The organism is Komagataeibacter melomenusus (assembly GCF_013155395.1).
Classification (GTDB): Bacteria; Pseudomonadota; Alphaproteobacteria; order Acetobacterales; family Acetobacteraceae; genus Komagataeibacter; species Komagataeibacter melomenusus.
In genome coordinates this window covers 52,609-71,597 of the sequence record NZ_JABJWC010000004.1, presented here as the reverse complement: position 1 = coordinate 71,597, position 18,989 = coordinate 52,609, and the positions used below count along the sequence as shown (strand labels likewise).

Genomic DNA, 18,989 nt, shown 5'->3' with positions numbered 1-18,989 from the left:
TAAGAAATAACCGGGAGCCAGATTCGAATGTTTTTTAGAATTTACGGATATAACATATGTAAACATAAAATATGCTCATGGAGTCGATTCAATCAGGCGCGCCGTTCTTATGACATGACGAATCTGGTTACTTATATCTGCAATACGGATTGCACATATAATGTTCGACACACCCTTAAATAAGGAATTTTCCCATCCAGAGCACTGAAAGTGACGGATATTGGGCCGATAAATAGCCCTTTGTCGCCATTATCAGGTTTTTCTTCGATTTATATAAAAATTCTAGATATCCGGGTCACAGAAAAATGTTGGCGACCGGGTTCATATCTGTTGTTCAGCAGGGGGCAAACCATGCATTGATGCATGGATATCAGCGTCTGTACTGACCCGACCGTTTACGCTGGCCGGGCCGGACCTTTCCCATCATGTAGCGGAACCGCCGCATTCCAATAAATAAAAAGAAAAGGTGTCACGCATGCCCGAAGAAGACCTGCTCTCCCGCGCCACGATCCATGCCAGCCCACCGGGGCAGGCACCCGCCCCTGCCACGCCCGCTACGGGACATGCCATTGTGGTAGGGGTGCTGGCGGCCCTTGCCGGCCTCATGTTCGGGCTCGATACCGGGGTGATCGCGGGCGCGCTGCGCTTTATCGGCACGGATTTCAATGCATCGCCCCGCACGCAGGAATGGATCGTCTCCTCCATGATGGCGGCGGCGGCCGTGGGGTCACTGATTGCCGGGACAATCTCGTTCCGTTTTGGGCGCAGGCGCGCTTTGCTGGGGTCATCCATTCTTTTTCTGGTCGGCTCCCTGATCAGCGCGTTGGCGCCATCCGTCACCGTTCTCATCATCGGCCGGATTTTCCTGGGCTTCGCGGTGGGGATCGCAGCCTTTACGGCGCCGCTCTACATATCCGAAGTCTCGGCCGTGGCGCAGCGCGGGTCGATGATCGCGTGTTACCAGTTGATGATGACGGGCGGCATCTTCCTGTCCTACGTGACCGATGGGGTGCTGGCCAATGGCGCGCACTGGCGGTGGATGCTCGGGCTCATGACGGTGCCCGCGACCGTCTTCCTCATTGGCTGCCTGTTCCTGCCGGACAGCCCGCGCTGGCTCATGATGCGGGGGGAAAAGCTGCGTGCACGCACGGTGATGCGGTACCTGCGGCCCAGCCCGCAGCAGGCTGACCGGGAAATTTCCGATATCGCCACGGAACTGACCCGGGGCAAGTCGGAAGGGTTTTCGTTTTTCCGCAACAACGCCAACTTCCGCCGCTCGGTCGGGTTGGGCATCGTGCTGCAGATCATGCAGCAGCTTACCGGCATCAACGTGCTGATGTATTATGCGCCCAAAGTCTTTCAGGCCGCCGATTTCGGCGCATCCGCCGCAGGCTGGGCCACGGCGCTGATCGGCCTGATCAACCTTGTCGCCACCTGTGTCGCGATCGTGACGGTTGACCGCTGGGGCCGTCGGCCGCTGCTGCTGCTCAGCTGCGCCATCATGACAGGCAGCATGCTGCTGGCAGGCGGGCTGGTTGAATATGGCGGGCATGACACCACGGCCCAGATCGCCATGGTCGGGTCGTTGCTGGTGTTTGTGCTGGGGTTCGCCATTGGCGCCGGGCCACTGGTCTGGACGTTATGTGCTGAAATCCAGCCCCTGCGCGGTCGCGACTTTGGCATTGTGTGCTCCACCTTTACCAACTGGGCAACCAACTGGGCGGTCAGCAACACATTTCTCAGCGTGCTCGACACATTGGGCGAGGCCCATACCTTCTGGCTGTTTGCTGGCATGAATGCCCTGTTTATCGCCATCACGCTGTTTTACGTGCCGGAAACCAAAGGGGTTTCGCTGGAAAATATTGAATCGCACCTGCTTGCGGGCTGGCCCCTGCGTGACCTGGGCGCGCGTTCCATGCCGCAGGATGGAAAGGTCTCCCCACGTCCATCTGCCTGAAAGAGAGCGGCGGGCAGATAAAAAAACGGCTTCCGTTTCGTTCCGGAAGCCGTTTTTTGTTTGAGATGAAGAACTCAGGCCTTCTGCGTCGAAGCCTTGAAGATCTGGTCGATGGATTTTGCAAGAGCCGCATCGAACTGCGCATCTGTCATGCCGTAGCGCAGGTCTTCAAGCAGCGCACGCGAGAAGCTGGCGATCATGCCATGGTTCTTTGCCAGAAGCTGGCAGGCTTCATCACGCGGGTACCCACCGGACAGCGCCACGACACGCTGCACGCGGGGGTGCTTGATCAGGTCAAGGTAAAGATCAGCCTTTTCAGGGATCGAGACCTTGATCATCACCTGATAGTCACCCGGCAGCGCATCCAGCCCACGGTGGAGTTCATCATGCAGCAGCGTTTCCGCGCCTGCCTTGTTCGGGCTTTTGATCAGGACTTCGGGTTCCATGATGGGCACAAGGCCGCGCGCTGCAATCTGTTCGGCCAGGGTGAACTGCTGCTTCACGATGGCGGCAATGCCCTCGCGTTCGGCCAGGCGGATGACCGAGCGCGCCTTCGTGCCATAAATGCCCTTGCCGAGCGCCTGGTCCAGCATGGCCTCAAGGGTGGGAATGGGCTTCATCACCTGCACGCCGCCCGCTTCGGGCTCCAGCCCCTTGTCCACCTTCAGGAACGGGACAACCCCCTTTTCCTTCCACAGATAGGTGGGAACGGGCGTGTCATTGACCACTCCGTTCATGGTCTGCTCGAACAGGATGGCGGCGAGGATCTTCCTGCCCGTAAAGGCCGGGGCAGTCATGACCCGGACCCGCATTGCATGCATGAGGGCAAACATCTGGGCATCGGTGCTGTAGGCGCTGTCAGCTATGCCGTAATGCCGCAGCGCGCCCGGCGTGGACCCTCCGCTCTGATCCAGGGCCGCGATAAAGCCCGCATTTTCCGACATGTTCTTGCGCATCTGCTCAACAGGCATTTTTATTTGTCCCATGCTTTGTATTCATATGTGACCGTGGCGATAAGTGCTTAGCATATATGATTCCAGGCACCCTAATTGATTAATAATATAAAATATAGGTGAATAAAAATAAATACAAAAAACGCATACAAGCATATTGCTCCATGAAACAATACGCCCGCATGAGCCCCTCCCGGACCCATAAGCCTGAATTCCCTGAATAACACTTTCTGTTCAATCAGTTGGACGTGATGATGCTTCTGCCCCGATGCCTTCTATCGTGAGGATAACGATAACGCGGAGAAACTGTCATGCCTCACAATCCCGTCGCTCCGGAATTTCGCGCGGCCCTGAAAGTCCTGCCCTCCTTTGACGGTCTTTCAGATGAGACCCTGGGCGCGACACGCAAGGCATTCATTTCCGCAATCCGCAGCGTCAAGGTGCCGGAATATCCTGACGTCAGGGTTGAGCAGTGCCACGTGCCCGGGCCTGCAGGCGCACCTGCTGTTCCGGTTGTAACCTACAGGCCCGTGGCCCATCACCCGAATGCCCCTGCGCTGGTCTATATCCATAGCGGCGGTATTGTAAGTGGCACACCGGAGGTCGATGATGCACGCTGCCGGCAGATGGCCAGCGAACTGGGTCTGGTCATTTTCTCGGTTGATTACCGCCTGGCGCCGGAAGCCCCCTACCCTGCGGCAATCGAGGATTGTTACGCCGTCCTGAAATGGGCACATGACCATGCAAGTGACCTGGGAATTGACCAGAACCGCCTGGTTATCGGGGGAGATAGCGCAGGTGGCGGCCTGACGGCCTGCCTTGCCCTGCTTGCACGCGACCGGGCGGAAATCAGGGTTCTTTTCCAGCTACTGATCTATCCCATGCTGGATGACCGGACCGGAACAACGCTCATGCCATCGCCCGCCCTGGGCGAATATATCTGGACGCGTTCCGCCAATCATTACGCATGGAACGCCTATCTTGGTAAAACGCCCGGAAGCCCAGGCATTGCCGGATATGCGGCGGCCTTTCGTGCAACGGACCTGACGGGACTGCCGCCTGCCTATATTGGCGTAGGGTCCCTGGACCTGTTTTTGGACGAGGACCTGGAATATGCCCGGCGCCTGATGGCCGCTGGCGTGCCGACGGAGGTCTGTGTCATTCCCGGTGCCTATCACGTCTTTGACGTATTCATTCCCGACGCCCCCATGAGCAGGCAATTCAGAAACTCTTATTTCACCGCCCTGAAACGCGCCATTTCCCCAGACTCTTTTTGAAAATCCGGCCTCACGCGCTTGTATGCCGCCGGAGAAGCAGGATGCGGCTGCCTTCTCCGTCAGCCCGCCATTCCTTGCGCCCTGCCTACAGGTTTCCGGGCAGATTCCGGTGCCTGTACACCCCTCCGGGACAGGCGACTGCTCTTTGCGCCGTGGTGGCATGAGGGGGCGAAATCCCCGCTTCCAGTCACGCAATTTATGCGTGGCATCCCCGCGATCACGGACGATATGGATCGATGGGTATGGCAGGCCATCAAGCAGGACGTCGGCACACGGCCATTCGTGTGCCTGTCCGGACAAAAAGTGTCCTGCCATGACCATCCGCGGCGACGCAGACCCTGGTGCCTCAGCCACCTCCGTAGGCGGCCAGGCGTTTCACGAGCCTTGCCGCGTTCCCCGTGCCCCCTTTTTGAGCCGCCTTGGCCGCTGGGGGAAGGCCATGCGGCATCAGGCCATGCCCATCACAAGCAGAACCGGTCAGGGGGCCGGGTTGCAATGCACCTGATGGATCGCGTTGATCCTGGCCTCGAGTTCCGGCGTAATCACCAGATCAACCGAACCCAGAATGGTCTTGAGCTGGTCAATGCTGGTCGCGCCAATGATGTTTGAGGTCACGAACGGGCGGGACGTGACAAAGGCGATGGCCATCTGCACCGGGTCGATCCCCTCCGCTTTTGCCAGCGCGATATAGGCGCTGACCGCCTCCTCCACGCCCGGCTTCTCGTAGCGCTGGCCGCGATTGAACAGCGTGGTGCGTGCGCCGGCAGGCCGCGCGCCGCCCAGGTATTTGCCCGTAAGGTAGCCCTGCGCCAGGGGCGAATAGGCCAGCAGGCCCACCTTCTCGCGCAGGGCGATCTCGGCCAGGCCGATCTCGAAGGTGCGGTTGATCAGGTTGTAGGCATTCTGGATCGACACCACGCGCGGCGCGCCGTGGCGGGATTCGGCCAGATATTGCGAAACGCCCCACGCCGTCTCGTTAGAGAGGCCGACATGGCGGATCTTGCCCTCGCGCACCAGGTCACCCAACACGCCCAGCGTCTCGGCAATGGGTACCTCATCCGTCTCGGGCAGGGAAGTGAATGTGTTGCCGCCGCCGCCAAACAGCCCGATCTCACGGTCCGGCCAGTGCAGCTGGTACAGATCGATGTAATCCGTGCCGAGGCGACGCAGCGAGCCATCCAGCGCGTAACGGATCTGCCTTGGCGTCAGCCGGGTTTCTTCCCCGCCGGGGCGGAACCATGGCGATGTGCCGCGCCCCACCACCTTGCTGGCGATGACCAGCCTGTCACGCCCGCCACGCGCCTTGAGCCAGGTGCCGATGATGGTTTCCGTCGCACCCTGGGTCTCGGCACGGGGCGGGATGGAATAGAGTTCGGCGGTATCAATGAAGTTGATGCCGTGATCCAGCGCCAGATCAAGCTGGGCATGGCCTTCGGCTTCCGTATTCTGCTGGCCGAAGGTCATGGTGCCGAGACAGATCTCACTGACCATGATGCCAGTGCGACCGAGTTCACGTTGCTGCATGTAAAAACCTGCCTGGTTGATGGGAGCGCGGCACGGGCCGCCCGTCAGGAGCAAGTGTTGCAAAAGACGGACGGCAACGCAATCGCGCCCGGCCAGGCAGGGGTCAGGCGGCGGCTTCAGTCAAACGTGCCGCCACGGGGGCGGATGATGGGCAGGATGTTGCCGGTGACGGAGTAATAGACGCGCTCGGAAATATTGGTGGCGTGGTCGCCAATGCGTTCAAGGTTCTTGGCAATGAACAGCAGATGGGTGCATGGACCGATATTGCGCGGGTCTTCCATCATGTAGGTTACAAGTTCGCGGAACAGCGAGACATAAAGCTCATCCACCGCCGTATCGGACTGCCAGACAATGCGCGCGAGTTCGGGGTCGCGCTGGTCCATCGCATCGATGGTGCGGCGCAGGTTTTCCTGCACCAGCCGGCCCATGCTGTGCAGGCCCGTGAGCGATATGGGGCACGAGAGCAGTTCGTTGCGCATGGCCCGGCGCGCGATCGAGGCCGCGCAGTCGCCGATCCGCTCCAGGTCGCCCGACATCTTCAGCGCCGCCACCACCTCGCGCAGGTCGCCTGCCATGGGCGCGCGCAGGGCGAGCAGGCGGATGACCAGCGCCTCGGTCTGGCGCTCGAGTTCATCGACCTGGGGGTCCATTTCAGGCGCATCGAGGGCTGCGACCTCATCATGCTCGACCACCGCCGTAATGGCCTGCGCCACCTGGCGCTCGACCATGCCGCCCATCTTGTTGATGAGCGAACGGAGCTGTTCAAGTTCCTGTTCGTAACTCTGGACAGTGTGCATCGATTCCTGGGGCATCATCACGTCTTTCGTCATCAACCGAAGCGGCCGGTAATGTAATCCTGGGTGCGTTTTTCATGCGGGGCGGTGAACATCTTGTCTGCCGTGTCCACCTCAACGAGTTCGCCCATGTAGAAAAAGGCCACGCGATCCGCGCAGCGGGCCGCCTGCTGGAGGTTGTGGGTGACGATGGCGATCGAGAATTCCTGCTTGAGTTCATCCAGCAGTTCCTCGATCCGCGCGGTCGAGATCGGGTCGAGCGCGCTGGTCGGTTCATCAAGCAGGATGATTTCAGGCCGGGTGGCAATCGTGCGCGCAATGCACAGGCGCTGCTGCTGCCCGCCAGAAAGGGCGGCGGCGGAGGCATTGAGCCGGTCCTTGACCTCGCCCCACAGGGCCACGCGGCGCAGCACGTTTTCCACGCGCTGGTCCATCTCGGTGCGTGAGAGGCGCTCATGCAGGCGCACGCCAAAGGCAATGTTGTCATAGATCGACATGGGGAACGGCGTAGGCTTCTGGAACACCATGCCGATGCGCGAGCGCAGCACGTTCACGTCGATGCCGGGCGAGAGGATGTTGCGGCCATCAAACAGCACCTCGCCCATGGCGCGCTGGCCGGGGTAGAGGTCATACATCCGGTTGAGGATGCGCAGCAGCGTTGACTTGCCACAGCCCGAAGGCCCGATCATGCCGGTCACCTGCCGGGTAGGGAAATCAAGCGAGATGCCGCGCAGCGCGTGGTTCTCCCCATACCAGAAATCGAGGTTGCGAATGGCGATGGCCGGAGCCAGCCGGGCCTGGGCGGGCCTGTTATCCATGGTGAGGGTATTCATGATGATGCAGTTCCATTACGCGAGAGCCACCAGCGGGCGAAGATGTTGGTTGCCAGCACCGCAACCGTAATCAGCAGCGCGCCGGTCCAGGCCATCTGCACCCAGTCATCATAGGCCGAACCGGCATACTGGTAGATGGTGACAGGCAGGCTGGCCATCGGCGCGTTGAGGTTGGTGGACCAGTTCAGGTTGCCAAGCGAGGTAAAGAGCAGCGGCGCCGTCTCGCCCGAGATGCGGGCCAGCGCCAGCAGGATGCCGGTCATGATGCCGCCACGCGCCGCGCGCAGGCAGATGCTCACGATCACCCGCCACCCCGGCGCGCCCAGCGCGTAGGCGGCCTCGCGCATGGCGCGGGGCACGAGGTGCAGCATGTCTTCGGTCGTGCGCACCACGATGGGAATGAACAGGATGGCCAGCGCCAGCGTGCCCGCAATGCCCGAGAAATGCCCCGCAGGCTCCACCACCACCAGATAGACGAACAGGCCGACAAGGATGGAGGGCACGGACAGCATCATGTCCGAAACAAAGCGCACGAACGAGACGATCTTCCCGTCATGGCTGAATTCGGAAAGGTAGATGCCGGTCAGCATGCCAACGGGCGTGCCAAGCAGCGCGGCCAGCAGGGTCTGCTCGCAACTGCCCACGATGGCGTTGGCAAGCCCGCCCCCGCTGCCGGGTGCGGCCGTGCTGTGCAGGAAGGTTGCAAGCGACAGCCCTGCCGCCCCGCGCGTGACCAGTGTCCATAAAATGGAGAACAGCAGGAACAGGACAACCACGGTGGCGATAGCGCACAGCACGTTGACCAGCCGCTCGACAATCCTGCGGCGCACGGCCTGCGCGCCACCACGCTGCCACCCGTCAGGGGCCCCGGCCTGTACTTTCTGGGCTGACATGTAAGGCTACTTTCCTAGTTCTTGAGGCCGCGCTGGAGGAACATGCGCGAGCAGGCCAAGGTAATGAATGAAATGACCATCAGGATCGCACCCAGCGCCAGCAGCGCCGAGAGCTTGAGGCTGCCGGCCGAACTTTCGGGGAACTCAAGCGCGATCAGCGAGGCGATGGTGTTGCCCGGCGCAAACAGCGACCAGCCCAGCCGGTTGCTGTTGCCAATAACGAAGGTCACGGCCATCGTCTCGCCCAGGGCACGGCCTGTGCCCAGCATGATGCCGCCCATCACCGCCTGGCGCGACCACGGCAGCACCACCTTGCGCATCACCTCCCACCGGGTTGCGCCCAGGCCAAAGGCACTTTCCTTCAGCACGGCGGGGATGGAGACAAATACATCAGCCATGACCGAACAGATGAAGGGCGTGACCATGATGGCCAGGATGAGGCCGCCCGTCAGCAGCCCCGTGCCATAGGGCGCGCCACGGAACAAAAGGCCGATGCCCGGCACATGGCCCAGGTAGCGCGTGGCCACGGGCTCGACATAATGCGCCATGAACGGCACCACGATGAAGAACCCCCACATGCCGAAGATGATGGAGGGCACGGCGGCCAGAAGCTGCACGGCCGTCTCGATCACGCGCGCCAGGGCTGGCGGCGCCATTTCAACCAGCCAGAAGGCCACGCCAAAGGCGAAGGGCACGGCAAACACAAGGGCCACGACCGTGGTGACCAGCGTGCCGAAAATCGATGTCGCCGCGCCAAAATTGTGTGAAATGGGGTTCCATGCCGTGCTGGTGATAAACCCCGGCCCGAAGGCGGCAAAAGCCTGCCACCCGCCACTGACCAGCACGATGATGATGCCCGCCATGACCAGCAGGATGGACCACCCGGCCAGCCGGGCCAGCACGCCAAAGGCGATATCGCCCGCATTGCCCCCTGTGCTGCGCCCGGACACGGCCGCCCCCTGGCCTGCGGTGGTGGATGGCATTTCCATCATGGAGTTCCTGATATGCATGACATGAATGCAGCACTAAGCGAATTGACTGACTCGTGACAATAATAACGTGCGACATTTTTCATGAAGTTTTTATGACACCTGCCATTACATGCATGTATGCCTGATATCTACTTGCGGCACGTCATATAAAGTTCACATATTTCGGGTTGAAGCCACGCGGAAAAATGCGGCATAGCACCCGCAACGGGCAGGCTGGCAAGACGGTCCGCCCAGCAAAAGACAGGCAGGAACGAGCCTCATGTTTGAATCCAGCGTTATTGAAATCGATGGCGTGTTCATTGGCATCGTGTTTCAGGATGGCCCCGATGAACCCTATACCTTCCGCGCCATGCATGAACGCGTGACGCAGATGGATGGCGATATCCTCCCCACCTATGAAGATGCGGTGGCCCGCGCGCGCACCCGCTTCCGCCTCGGGCGCGGCAGGCCCGCTCGCGGCATGGACACCACCCGGCGCTATGCCTGAAACAGTATTCCATATTCAGGAATATGAACATTATATTAAATAAGAATGAGTATTATTTATTTTAAGGAAATTTTTATTTAAATAGGCATGAAAATAACTTTTGGTGTTGTTTCATGCTTCATTTCGCACCCTATTCAACCGGTTCCATCCTGGCGCTGGTCCTGTGCTTCGCGCTGGTCTGCATATTTGAATTCGTCAACGGTTTTCATGATACGGCCAACGCGGTTGCCACCGTCATCTATACCAGATCGCTCAAGCCACGCACCGCCGTAATCTGGTCGGGGCTAATGAACTTCATGGGCGTGGTGCTTGGCGGCATCAGCGTGGCCTACGGTCTTGTTGAACTGCTGCCTGCCGATGTGCTCTCGCCCCCCAATGGCGACCCGGCGGTGCCCATGCTCATTGCCCTGTTTGGCACGGCGCTGGCGTGGAACCTGTTTACCTGGTGGTTCGGCATCCCCAATTCCAGTTCGCACTGCGTCATTGGTGCGCTGATCGGCATTGCCATTGGCGATGCGCTGCTGCACACGCGCGCCATCGGCAACAGCGTTGACTGGTCACAGATCTGGAAGATTTTACGCGCGCTGGCCATCTCCCCCCTGCTGGGGCTGATTGGCGCGGGCGGGCTGTATTTCATCATCAGGCACCTGGTGCATGACCCCGAACTCTACCAGCCGCCGCAGGGCGACAAGCCGACCCGCGGCTGGGTGCGCGGCCTGCTGATCCTGACCTGCACCGGCGTGAGCTTCTCGCACGGCAGCAATGACGGGCAGAAAAGCATCGGCCTGATCATGCTGACCATCATCGGCATCCTGCCCGCAACCTTTGCCCTTGCCCCTGACAGCACGCCCCAGATCAGCCATATCGCCCAATACGCCACCGATGCGGCCCCCCTGATCACGCAATACGACCATGACGGCCTGCGCGAGGAAGCCATTGCCTCGGTCAACCGCCTGACCCAGACCACACCCGATGCGCTCGTGCCCTCGCAACTGCGCGCCGACCTGTATGAGGTAGTGGCCGGGCTGAAGGCCGTCTCGCTCAACGCCGAAGCCTCGGCCCATGACCGCGCCACCGCCAAGACCCTGAGCAACCAGTTGCGCCCGGTGGTGGAATATGCGCCGTGGTGGGTGCGCCTGCTCAGCGCGCTGTGCCTGGGCATTGGCACCATGATCGGCTACAGGCGCATCGTGCATACGCTGGGCGAGAAGATCGGCAATACGCACCTCACCCCCGCGCAGGGTGCCTCGGCCGAACTGGTGGGTGCGGGGCTGATCGCAACGGCGGGCTATACCGGCCTGCCGGTCAGCACCACGCACATCATTACCGCCGGCATCGCGGGCACCATGCTCGGCTCGGGCTCGGGCATCAACCGGGGCATGCTGGTCAGGATCGCGCTGGCATGGATCTTTACCCTGCCTGTCACCATCACCATCGCCGCCAGCCTGTTCTACATGCTGAGCTGGTAAGGCGCGCACAGAAAATGGGAACGACCCCTGACATGACCAACACCAGCAAAGCCCCGTCAGACCGCGACCGCCTGCGTGAGGAGGTGCTTGATGACATTGACGAGGAAATTGAACTTGAACTCGACGATGCCCGCCTCGGCGCGGAAAATGGCGCGGACAGCACCGATTTCAGGAAATCCTATTTCCGCGAGCTGCTGCGCCTGCAGGGCGAACTCGTCACGCTGCAGGACTGGGTGAAGGAGACCGGCCACCGGCTTGTCGTGATCTGCGAGGGGCGTGACGCGGCGGGCAAGGGGGGCGTGATCAAGCGCATTACCCAGCGCCTCAACCCGCGCATCTGCCGCGTGGCCGCCCTGCCCGCCCCCAACGACCGCGAGCGCACGCAGTGGTATTTCCAGCGTTATGTCGCCCACCTGCCCGCAGCGGGCGAGATCGTGCTGTTTGACCGCAGCTGGTACAACCGCGCGGGTGTCGAGCGCGTGATGAATTTCTGCACCGATGAAGAATATGACGAGTTCTTCCGCGCCGTGCCGGAATTCGAGCGCATGCTGGTGCGCAGCGGCATCCAGATTGTCAAATACTGGTTTTCCATTTCCGATGACGAGCAGGAACTGCGCTTCCGCGCCCGCATGGAAGACCCGCTGAAGCAGTGGAAACTCAGCCCGATGGACCTTGAAAGCCGCCGCCGCTGGGAATCCTACACCCTGGCCAAGGAAATCATGCTTGAGCGCTCGAACATTGATGAAGCGCCGTGGTGGATCGTGCGGGCGGACAACAAGAAGAAGGCCCGCCTCAACTGCATCAGCCACCTGCTCTCGCAGGTGCCATACCATGAGGTTCACAAACCCGAAGTGCGCCTGCCCGAACGGGTCTACAGCCCGGACTACATTCGCCAGCCCGTGCCCGAGAGCATGTTCGTGCCGGAGAAATACTGAAAGTTTTTGGGTGCTGCCTTTTTTCAAAAAGGCGGCGTTCTTTGAAGCTTTTTGAAAAAAGCTTCACCAAAAACTTCTTTATGATTTCTGGATATTTTTTGGGCCGACTTTTCAAATAGTCTATAAAAATGCAGCCTTTCAATAAATAAGGGCTGCATTTTTATTGTGCTGGTTTTACAGGATACCGCCTGCAATCGGCAGGTTCACGCCGGTCATGTAGCTGGAATCATCCCCAAGCAGGAATTCCACCACGCCGGGAATTTCCTTTATGTCTCCATAACGGCGCATCGGCACGGAATTGATCATCTGCTCGGCCACGACCTTGGGGTCGGTCGAGAAATACTGGCTGCCCACCCTGGCCTGCAGTTCCACCTGCCGGTCCCACATGAAGCCGGGGCCCATGAAGGCCGGGCTGATGGCATTGACGCGGATATTGTAGGGCGCCAGGTCCTTCGATGCCGTCTGGGTCAGGCCGACAATGGCGAATTTCGAGGCCCCATAAGCCGCCATGTTCGGCGGGCCACCCACGCCCGCCATGCTGGCCGTGTTCACGATGCGGCCGAACCGGCGCGCCACCATATGGCGCGAGACCGCACGCAGCACATGAAACGCACCACAGACATTGATGCTCATGACGCGGGCGAAATCTTCCACCGGGTAATCCTGCACCGGCGCGAAAGCGCCCTGATAGCCCGCATTGTTGAACAGAAAGTCGATCTGGCCAAAATCCGCCACCACCTGATCCACTATGGTCTGCACATTGGCCGCATCCGTTACGTCGCAGCCATAGCCGCGTGCCGTCACACCGGCAGCGGCCACGGTGTGCACGGCTGCGTCAAGCTTCTCGCCCGCAAGGTCGAGCAGGGCGATGGCCGAGCCCGATGCCGCCAGGCGCCGGGCCGTGGCCAGGCCGATATTGCCCGCGGCCCCTGTTACGAGCGTCACTTTTCCGCCAAACCGTTTGCTGTCCGTCATGTGCCGTGCTTTCTCCGTTCATGCCCCTGGCAATACGGCATGAGCCTGCTGGCCCGTGCGCCCTGCCCTGTTACCTTCATCATATCGCTTTGGCTTCGCACGGGTTCAACAGCTTTTTCAATGCTGACCTGCCGGGATGGCAACAGGCAGGTCCAGACATGGATCACGTTTTTTACAGGTCGGCGCTGATGGAGAATTTGAAGGTCTGCGGGTCCCCCATCACCAGGTACCCCTGATAGACCGAGGCCCAGTAGCGCTGGTTGCCCACGTTATCGACCTCAAAACGGGCCGTAAGCGGCTTTTGGGCGGCCAGGAACGTATAACGCGCCCCAAGGTCGAAGCGTGACCAGACCGGCAGGTGCGCCGTATTGGCATTGTTGAACTGCTGCTTGCCGGTATTGATGACGCGGCCAACCAGCGTCAGCCCTTTTACGAACGGCACGTCATATTCAAGGTTGCCGTTGATGCTGTAGTTGGGCACGCCGATAACCGTCTTGCCATCATACTGACCGCTGGCCGTATGCATCTGCCTGGCATCGATCAGCGTCAGGCCGCCATTGAAGCGCAGCCCGCGCAGGATTTCGCCATTGAAGGTGAGTTCCATGCCCCGGTTCCGCTGCCTGCCATCCTGCGTATAGATGGACTGGCCGGTCGTGCCATAGGCCTCGGTCATGCCATAGGGCATGGAGGTCTGGAAAAAAGCCACGCCAGCGGCAAAGCGGCCCACGTCATACTTGGCGCCGACTTCGTACTGCGTGGTCTGGTAGGGCGTAAAGACCTGGCCCTGGTTGACATAGCCCGATCCCACCGTCGTGCCCGCCGAAAGGCCCTGGATGCGGTTGAAGTAAAGCGCCATGTGGCTGACCGGATGAATGACCAGCCCGATAATGGGTGAGAAGGCCGCCGCATCGTAATGGGTGGTCAGTTTGGCGGTATTGTAGTCAAACGAGTCCGACAGGATATCCTGATACCGGAACCCGCCGGTCAGGGCGATCCGGTCATGCCAGAAGGTCATCGTATCGGACAGGAACAGGCTGTACAGCTTGTTCCACGCCGTACGCCCCGGATCGGCAAGGTTGCCGCCGCGGTAGAGGGTTTCAACCGGCTGGAACTGCGTGGGGTGATAGATGTTGCCCGCCACAGATGCGCCCATGGTGTAGGCCGCATCGGTTGCCTCCCATATGGCCGAGCCACCGGCATTGATCTCGTGATGGATGGGGCCGGTATTGACCCGTGCGCGCACACCCGCCTGCGTGGCCTCGTTCATGACATTGTAGGCATCCGTCATGGAACCCACCGTACCGTCGCCAGTCGCGGCATTCGTGAGCGTGGTGGTGGCGTAATTTCCCATCTCGTTGCCGCTCTGGGCGCCGAATTTGGCATAGGTGGTGATATGGCTGCCAAAGTCATGTTCAATATTCAGCGTGCCGAACAGATAGGTCAGGTCGGTATAGGCCCAGCGCTGGCCCCAGTTGGCCGAAGGCGCGGTGGTCCTGGGCACCCCGCCATCCGCAGACAGCTTGGTGGCGATAATGGCGCTGCGGCCGCCAAAGACCTGCTGCTTCTGGTAGTTCATGTTCATGTCGATGCGCGTGTCATCATCATGCCAGTCAAATGCGATGCCAAGGGCCACGTCATCGCGTCGCTCGCCTTTGATCGGGGTCTCGCCATCAAGACCTGCCGCGTTGAAGCGCAGCCCGAAGGCATGGTCCCTGCCAAAGCGGCGGCTGACATCAAAGGCGCCGCCCCCCTGCCCGCTACTGGTATAATCGCCGGTAATGCGCGTGATGTCGGTCGCTCCCGCCCGCTTGGGGATGAGGTTGACATTGCCGCCGAGTGCGGAGCCACCGGGCGCCGCACCATTGAGGAACGCGCTGGCCCCGTTGAGCACCTGCACCGAATCATACAGCTGCGGCGAGACAAGCTGCCGGGGCGTCACCCCGTACAGGCCATCGATCGCAACATCATCGCCATACAACGTAAAGCCACGGATCTGGAACAGCTGGGCGTAGTTGCCATAGCCCATGGTCGTACGCACGGTGGGGTCATTGAGCAGGACATCGCCCAGTGTCTGTGACTGCTGGTTGAGGATCAGGCTGGAATTGTAGCTGCGGATGCTGAAGGGCACGTCCAGCCCCTTCTTGTTGCCCAGCGCGCCAAGGTCGCCCCCGCTGCTGACATACATGCGGTTGCGGCGCGCGGCGGTCACGACCATGTCTTCATGCCCGGATGTTTCAGTGGCCGGATCGGTCGTGGGGCGGGGTGTCGCATCGCGGTTTTTTTTCTGCGCCCGGGTCGATGAGGCGCCGGTTTTGCCTGCATCCTCCACCACCGCGCCGGGCTGGTCCGCAGCCTGTGCCACGGCCACGAAAACCGCCGGGCCATACCCCCCCGCCAGCAGGCCGGATGCGCAGAGTGTTGTCAGGCAAAGGGTGCGAAAACTCATTTCAAGGCTCACAGGGTCACGTTTCATACCCGCCTTATCTGGCTAATGCGAATTAATTGCAATAGAAAATGTACATGATGTGCATTCTCATCTCATGCCGCCAGAACGCACCCGCGCACTGCAATGAACACAGCCATTGCCAGGGTGTTCCCGACCGGATTCCTACGGCCCTGACGAAGCAGGCAAGACTTTACGGGGTGCCATTTTTTCAGGCGGTCGGGGCGCCCTTCGCGTTCAGGGCGCATCGTGACCGGCCTTGCAGTCCCGGCCATAGACATGCGGTTCCATATCTGGCCCGCACCATGAAAAATGCCGCCTTCGGGAAGAAAGGCGGCATCGGGAAAATTTCAATAACGCGTGGCGTCAGATGGCTTTCATAAAGGTTGCGCCACCGTCTGCCGCCGCAGGAACGCCATCCTGCCGCTCAGGCGCGGATAGGCCCATTTGAACAGGCCCGACGCGATAATCACCGCAATGCCTACGAAGGTCCAGCCATCAAGCGGTTCATGGAAGACATAGAAACTGAAGGCCACGGCCCACAGCATCTGGCTATATTGCGGCAGGGCGATCGCGCTGGCCGTGGCGCGGGTGGCGGCCAGCATCATCAGCAACTGCCCCAGCGCAGCCAGAAAACCGTAGCCAAACAGGAACATCCATATCGTTGCCCCCTGCGGCCAGCCGGCATGGGCCACCATCAGCGCGCCATTGCCCAGCAGCGGGCCGCACAGGCTGGAACTGAACATGGACAGGCGCGGCGTGTTCTGGCCCGACATGCGGTAGGCAATGACGCCCACGGCATTGGCCACCGCCGCGATCAGGGCGCACAGATGCCCGAACTGCAATGCGCGCAGGCCGGGCCGCAACACGATCAGCACGCCGATAAAGCCCACGATGACCGACAGCCACCCCAGCGTGGAAACTTTCTCACGCAGCAGCACGACCGAGAGAATGGTTACGAAAAGCGGCATGAGGAAAATGAGCGAAAAGGCCTCCGGCATGGGCAGGAGCATGAAGGCCTCGACGCTAGCCGCCGTAGCGGCAAAGGTGGAGAGGGCCCGCACCAGCCACATCATCGGTTGCCGGACCACGAACAGGTCACGGTAGGATTCGTTTTTCCCCCGGACGAAGGGAATGAGCAGCAGGCCAAAAACACCGCCGAAAAAGGCGACCTCAAACGGGTCGATCCGCCCTGCCAGCAGCTTGGAATAGGCATCACTGATCGAAAACGAAGCATATGCCGCAAACGCCAGCATCATGCCCGCCGAAAGACCGGTATTCTTCATCCGCATTGCTCACGAAAAAATTATTCAGGCGCAGATATGGATATAAGGGGGGAAAGACCAGCGCTTGTCGGTAAGGCCAGTCATGCATTTTCCGCGCATTATTTCATATGACGTCCATCGTTTTTTCGGGTAGGTGATTTCGCCCTGAAATCAGGGCCTAACCCCATGATGGCCCGATGATTTTCAGGGGCGGCTCAGGCCGCCTGTTCGTGCCGTCAGGCATCATCAGGCGTGGGCATCCAGCCACCGGCTGATGGCGTCGATGACCTGCTCTTCAATACCAAAATAGCCATGCGGGGTCAGTGAGCCGCAATCCTGTTTTGATCGGGTGGTTCCCCCTGCCACCATCAGCACATGCACATCGCCGCTGGTCGTCATGGCGCGCGCGATCTGCCGGGCGGCCTGCGGTGGCGCGACGTTGCACCGGTCATCGCGGTTGGCGACGACAAGAACGGGCGCACTGATCCCTTGCGGGTCGGCGCTGAAAACCGTTTCCCTGCTGCCCCCCATGACAGACACGGATTCCGTCAGCACGACACCGGCAATGCTGCCTGCAGGCGCATGGGCCGCGCCATTGACGGCCGCAATGCTGCCCTGGCTCGTGCCAAGCACAAAAACAGCCCGAGGCCCCTGCTGCTGGTGCGCGAAAGCGATGAGCGCCCCGACCGTGCGGGCATAGGCAGGAGAACTGCGGCGGCCCCTGAGGCTGGCATGGTCGATCGTATCGGGAATGAGCACGGCGTAACCCCGCCGGTTCCACAGGCTGCGCGTGCGCACGACAAAATTGTCGCCGTACCGGATACGACCATCAGCTTCAAGACCGATATCACCCGCGCCACCCGGCAGCATGATGATCGTGCCGCGCGGCCTGGCCGGGGTGGCAGACAGCACCCGCAACCATGCCCCATCCTGCAGCGGCAGGTTGAAAATCCGTTCGCTCCGGTCCTGGTCTGGCGTCATGGCGGGCTGGTCCCGATCGGGGTGATCCTGCGCAAACGCCGCAACTGGCAGGAGTGCCAGGCAAAGCGCGCGCGCGATCATGAAAGGGGTGTCTTTTCGCATCGGATTCTCCGCTGGTCCTGCCCTGCGCCACGCCGGGCGCCACGCCGGGCGCCACGCCGGGCGATCATGCCATTATCGGGGCCGCGTGCGCCCGCTTATCGCGCGGCACGGCGGATTGCCTGGGGCGGCAACCCGAACACACGCACGAACGCCCGCCGCATGCGCTCGGGGTCACGAAATCCCGTCGCAAGCGCAATGGCCTCGATTGGCACGGCAGAATGCACGATCCGTTCATGCGCCGCCTCTACGCGCAGGCGTTCAACCGCCTTTGCCGGGCTGGTTCCGACGGTGGCCTGAAAGGCGCGGGAAAAATGGCGCGGGCTCATGGCCATCCGCCCTGCCAGTACCTCTATCGTCAGGCGTTGCGACAGGTGGGCGCGTATCCAGCCCAGCAGGGCATCAAAACGCGCCGTACCGCCCCCCATGTCCAGCAGGGCTGAAAACTGTGACTGCCCGCCGGGGCGGCGGTAAAAGACAACCATCTGCCGCGCCGTCTGGCGGGCAACATCTTCGCCATGGTCTTCGGTTATCAGGGCCAGGGCAAGGTCGATGCCCGCACTGATGCCAGCCGAGGTCCAGACAGGACCATCATGGATGAAAATGGCGTCCGGCTCGAGCCTGATACCGGCAAACAGCTGGCTGAATTTCTGCGCCTGCTGCCAGTGCGTGGTGACGCGCCGACCCTGCAACAGGCCCGCGGCAGCCAGCACGAATGCCCCCGAGCACACGCTGCACATGCGGCGCGTGCGGCCGCTATGGCGTTGCAGGAAGGCGCGCAGACCGGCGCAGCGCATGGCCGTGTCGTGGCCTTCGCCACCAACGGTGATGAGGGTGTCAAACACGTCCGCCGCATCGAGTGGCAGGGTCTGCACGGCAATCCTGGCCGATGACTGCACCACGCCGCCATGGCGCGACAGCATGCTCAGGGCGTATTCCTGCCCGCTGATACGCCCGGCAAGCTCGAACGCCGCGGCGGGCCCGGCGGCGTCCAGCAACTGGAAATCGGGGTAGAGCACAAAGCCGATGGAGCGGGTCATGGCCTGAAATGAGGGATCATTGTCATTTCGTCAATGTGATGCGGGAACCACACTCAATCTTACACCCTTGTT

General features: G+C 60.9%; 16 protein-coding genes. 5 read left to right on the top strand and 11 right to left on the bottom strand.

Translation table 11 applies throughout. From position 1 onward, the window contains the following. The first annotated feature begins 475 nt into the window (after positions 1–475). Positions 476–1,957 carry a sugar porter family MFS transporter gene (locus HNW77_RS02840; RefSeq protein WP_172155184.1) on the top strand — a complete coding sequence of 494 codons (1,482 nt, stop codon included), beginning with the start codon at positions 476–478 and terminating at the stop codon, positions 1,955–1,957. 74 nt (positions 1,958–2,031) lie between these two features. On the opposite strand, the gene HNW77_RS02835 is transcribed toward HNW77_RS02840, so the two are convergent. Beyond that, entirely contained in the window at positions 2,032–2,928 is an 897-nt protein-coding gene (locus tag HNW77_RS02835; protein WP_172155182.1) for a fructose bisphosphate aldolase, read from the bottom strand. Between the two features lie 293 nt (positions 2,929–3,221). On the opposite strand from HNW77_RS02835, the gene HNW77_RS02830 reads away from it, so the two are divergent. After that, positions 3,222–4,187, top strand: coding sequence for an alpha/beta hydrolase (locus tag HNW77_RS02830; protein WP_172155180.1), 966 nt, complete (start codon positions 3,222–3,224; stop codon positions 4,185–4,187). 477 nt (positions 4,188–4,664) lie between these two features. Here HNW77_RS02830 and HNW77_RS02825 read toward each other — a convergent pair whose 3' ends face one another. The 5 genes from HNW77_RS02825 to pstC all read right to left on the bottom strand — a co-directional run bounded on the left by HNW77_RS02825 (position 4,665) and on the right by pstC (position 9,223). After that, positions 4,665–5,711: an aldo/keto reductase gene (locus HNW77_RS02825; RefSeq protein ID WP_172155178.1), complete on the bottom strand. Its 1,047-nt coding sequence runs from the start codon at positions 5,709–5,711 to the stop codon at positions 4,665–4,667. Positions 5,712–5,827: 116 nt separating this feature from the next. Beyond that, on the bottom strand, positions 5,828–6,523 hold the full coding sequence (gene phoU / locus HNW77_RS02820) for a phosphate signaling complex protein PhoU (protein ID WP_172155309.1): 696 nt from the start codon (positions 6,521–6,523) through the stop codon (positions 5,828–5,830). A 17-nt stretch (positions 6,524–6,540) separates the two neighbouring features. Then, a complete protein-coding gene (gene pstB, locus HNW77_RS02815) occupies positions 6,541–7,338 on the bottom strand; it encodes a phosphate ABC transporter ATP-binding protein PstB (protein WP_172155176.1) in 798 nt (265 codons plus the stop codon). Further along, positions 7,335–8,231, bottom strand: coding sequence for a phosphate ABC transporter permease PstA (gene pstA, locus HNW77_RS02810; RefSeq protein ID WP_172155174.1), 897 nt, complete (start codon positions 8,229–8,231; stop codon positions 7,335–7,337). The genes pstB and pstA overlap by 4 nt, the downstream gene beginning before the upstream one ends. Before the next feature lie 14 nt (positions 8,232–8,245). Continuing rightward, complete coding sequence (gene pstC, locus HNW77_RS02805) at positions 8,246–9,223, bottom strand: phosphate ABC transporter permease subunit PstC (protein ID WP_172155172.1); 978 nt, start codon at positions 9,221–9,223, stop codon at positions 8,246–8,248. A gap of 259 nt (positions 9,224–9,482) precedes the next feature. Between pstC and HNW77_RS02800 the strand changes: the two genes are divergently transcribed. From HNW77_RS02800 to ppk2, 3 genes are all read left to right on the top strand, one after another. Next, entirely contained in the window at positions 9,483–9,710 is a 228-nt protein-coding gene (locus tag HNW77_RS02800) for a hypothetical protein (protein ID WP_172155170.1), read from the top strand. A gap of 113 nt (positions 9,711–9,823) precedes the next feature. Further along, complete coding sequence (locus HNW77_RS02795; protein WP_172155168.1) at positions 9,824–11,179, top strand: inorganic phosphate transporter; 1,356 nt, start codon at positions 9,824–9,826, stop codon at positions 11,177–11,179. 14 nt (positions 11,180–11,193) lie between these two features. After that, positions 11,194–12,114 carry a polyphosphate kinase 2 gene (ppk2, locus tag HNW77_RS02790; RefSeq protein WP_196781809.1) on the top strand — a complete coding sequence of 307 codons (921 nt, stop codon included), beginning with the start codon at positions 11,194–11,196 and terminating at the stop codon, positions 12,112–12,114. A gap of 174 nt (positions 12,115–12,288) precedes the next feature. On the opposite strand, the gene HNW77_RS02785 is transcribed toward ppk2, so the two are convergent. From HNW77_RS02785 to HNW77_RS02765, 5 genes are all read right to left on the bottom strand, one after another. Beyond that, positions 12,289–13,089: an SDR family NAD(P)-dependent oxidoreductase gene (locus HNW77_RS02785; protein ID WP_172155166.1), complete on the bottom strand. Its 801-nt coding sequence runs from the start codon at positions 13,087–13,089 to the stop codon at positions 12,289–12,291. 172 nt (positions 13,090–13,261) lie between these two features. After that, the gene (locus HNW77_RS02780; protein ID WP_172155164.1) at positions 13,262–15,535 is read right to left on the bottom strand and encodes a TonB-dependent receptor; all 2,274 of its coding nucleotides are present in this window, start codon (positions 15,533–15,535) and stop codon (positions 13,262–13,264) included. 374 nt (positions 15,536–15,909) lie between these two features. Continuing rightward, on the bottom strand, positions 15,910–16,818 hold the full coding sequence (locus HNW77_RS02775; RefSeq protein ID WP_172155162.1) for a DMT family transporter: 909 nt from the start codon (positions 16,816–16,818) through the stop codon (positions 15,910–15,912). A 225-nt stretch (positions 16,819–17,043) separates the two neighbouring features. After that, the gene (locus HNW77_RS02770) at positions 17,044–17,880 is read right to left on the bottom strand and encodes an alpha/beta hydrolase (RefSeq protein ID WP_241694252.1); all 837 of its coding nucleotides are present in this window, start codon (positions 17,878–17,880) and stop codon (positions 17,044–17,046) included. 95 nt (positions 17,881–17,975) lie between these two features. Next, complete coding sequence (locus HNW77_RS02765) at positions 17,976–18,917, bottom strand: GlxA family transcriptional regulator (protein WP_172155160.1); 942 nt, start codon at positions 18,915–18,917, stop codon at positions 17,976–17,978. Positions 18,918–18,989: the final 72 nt, after the last annotated feature.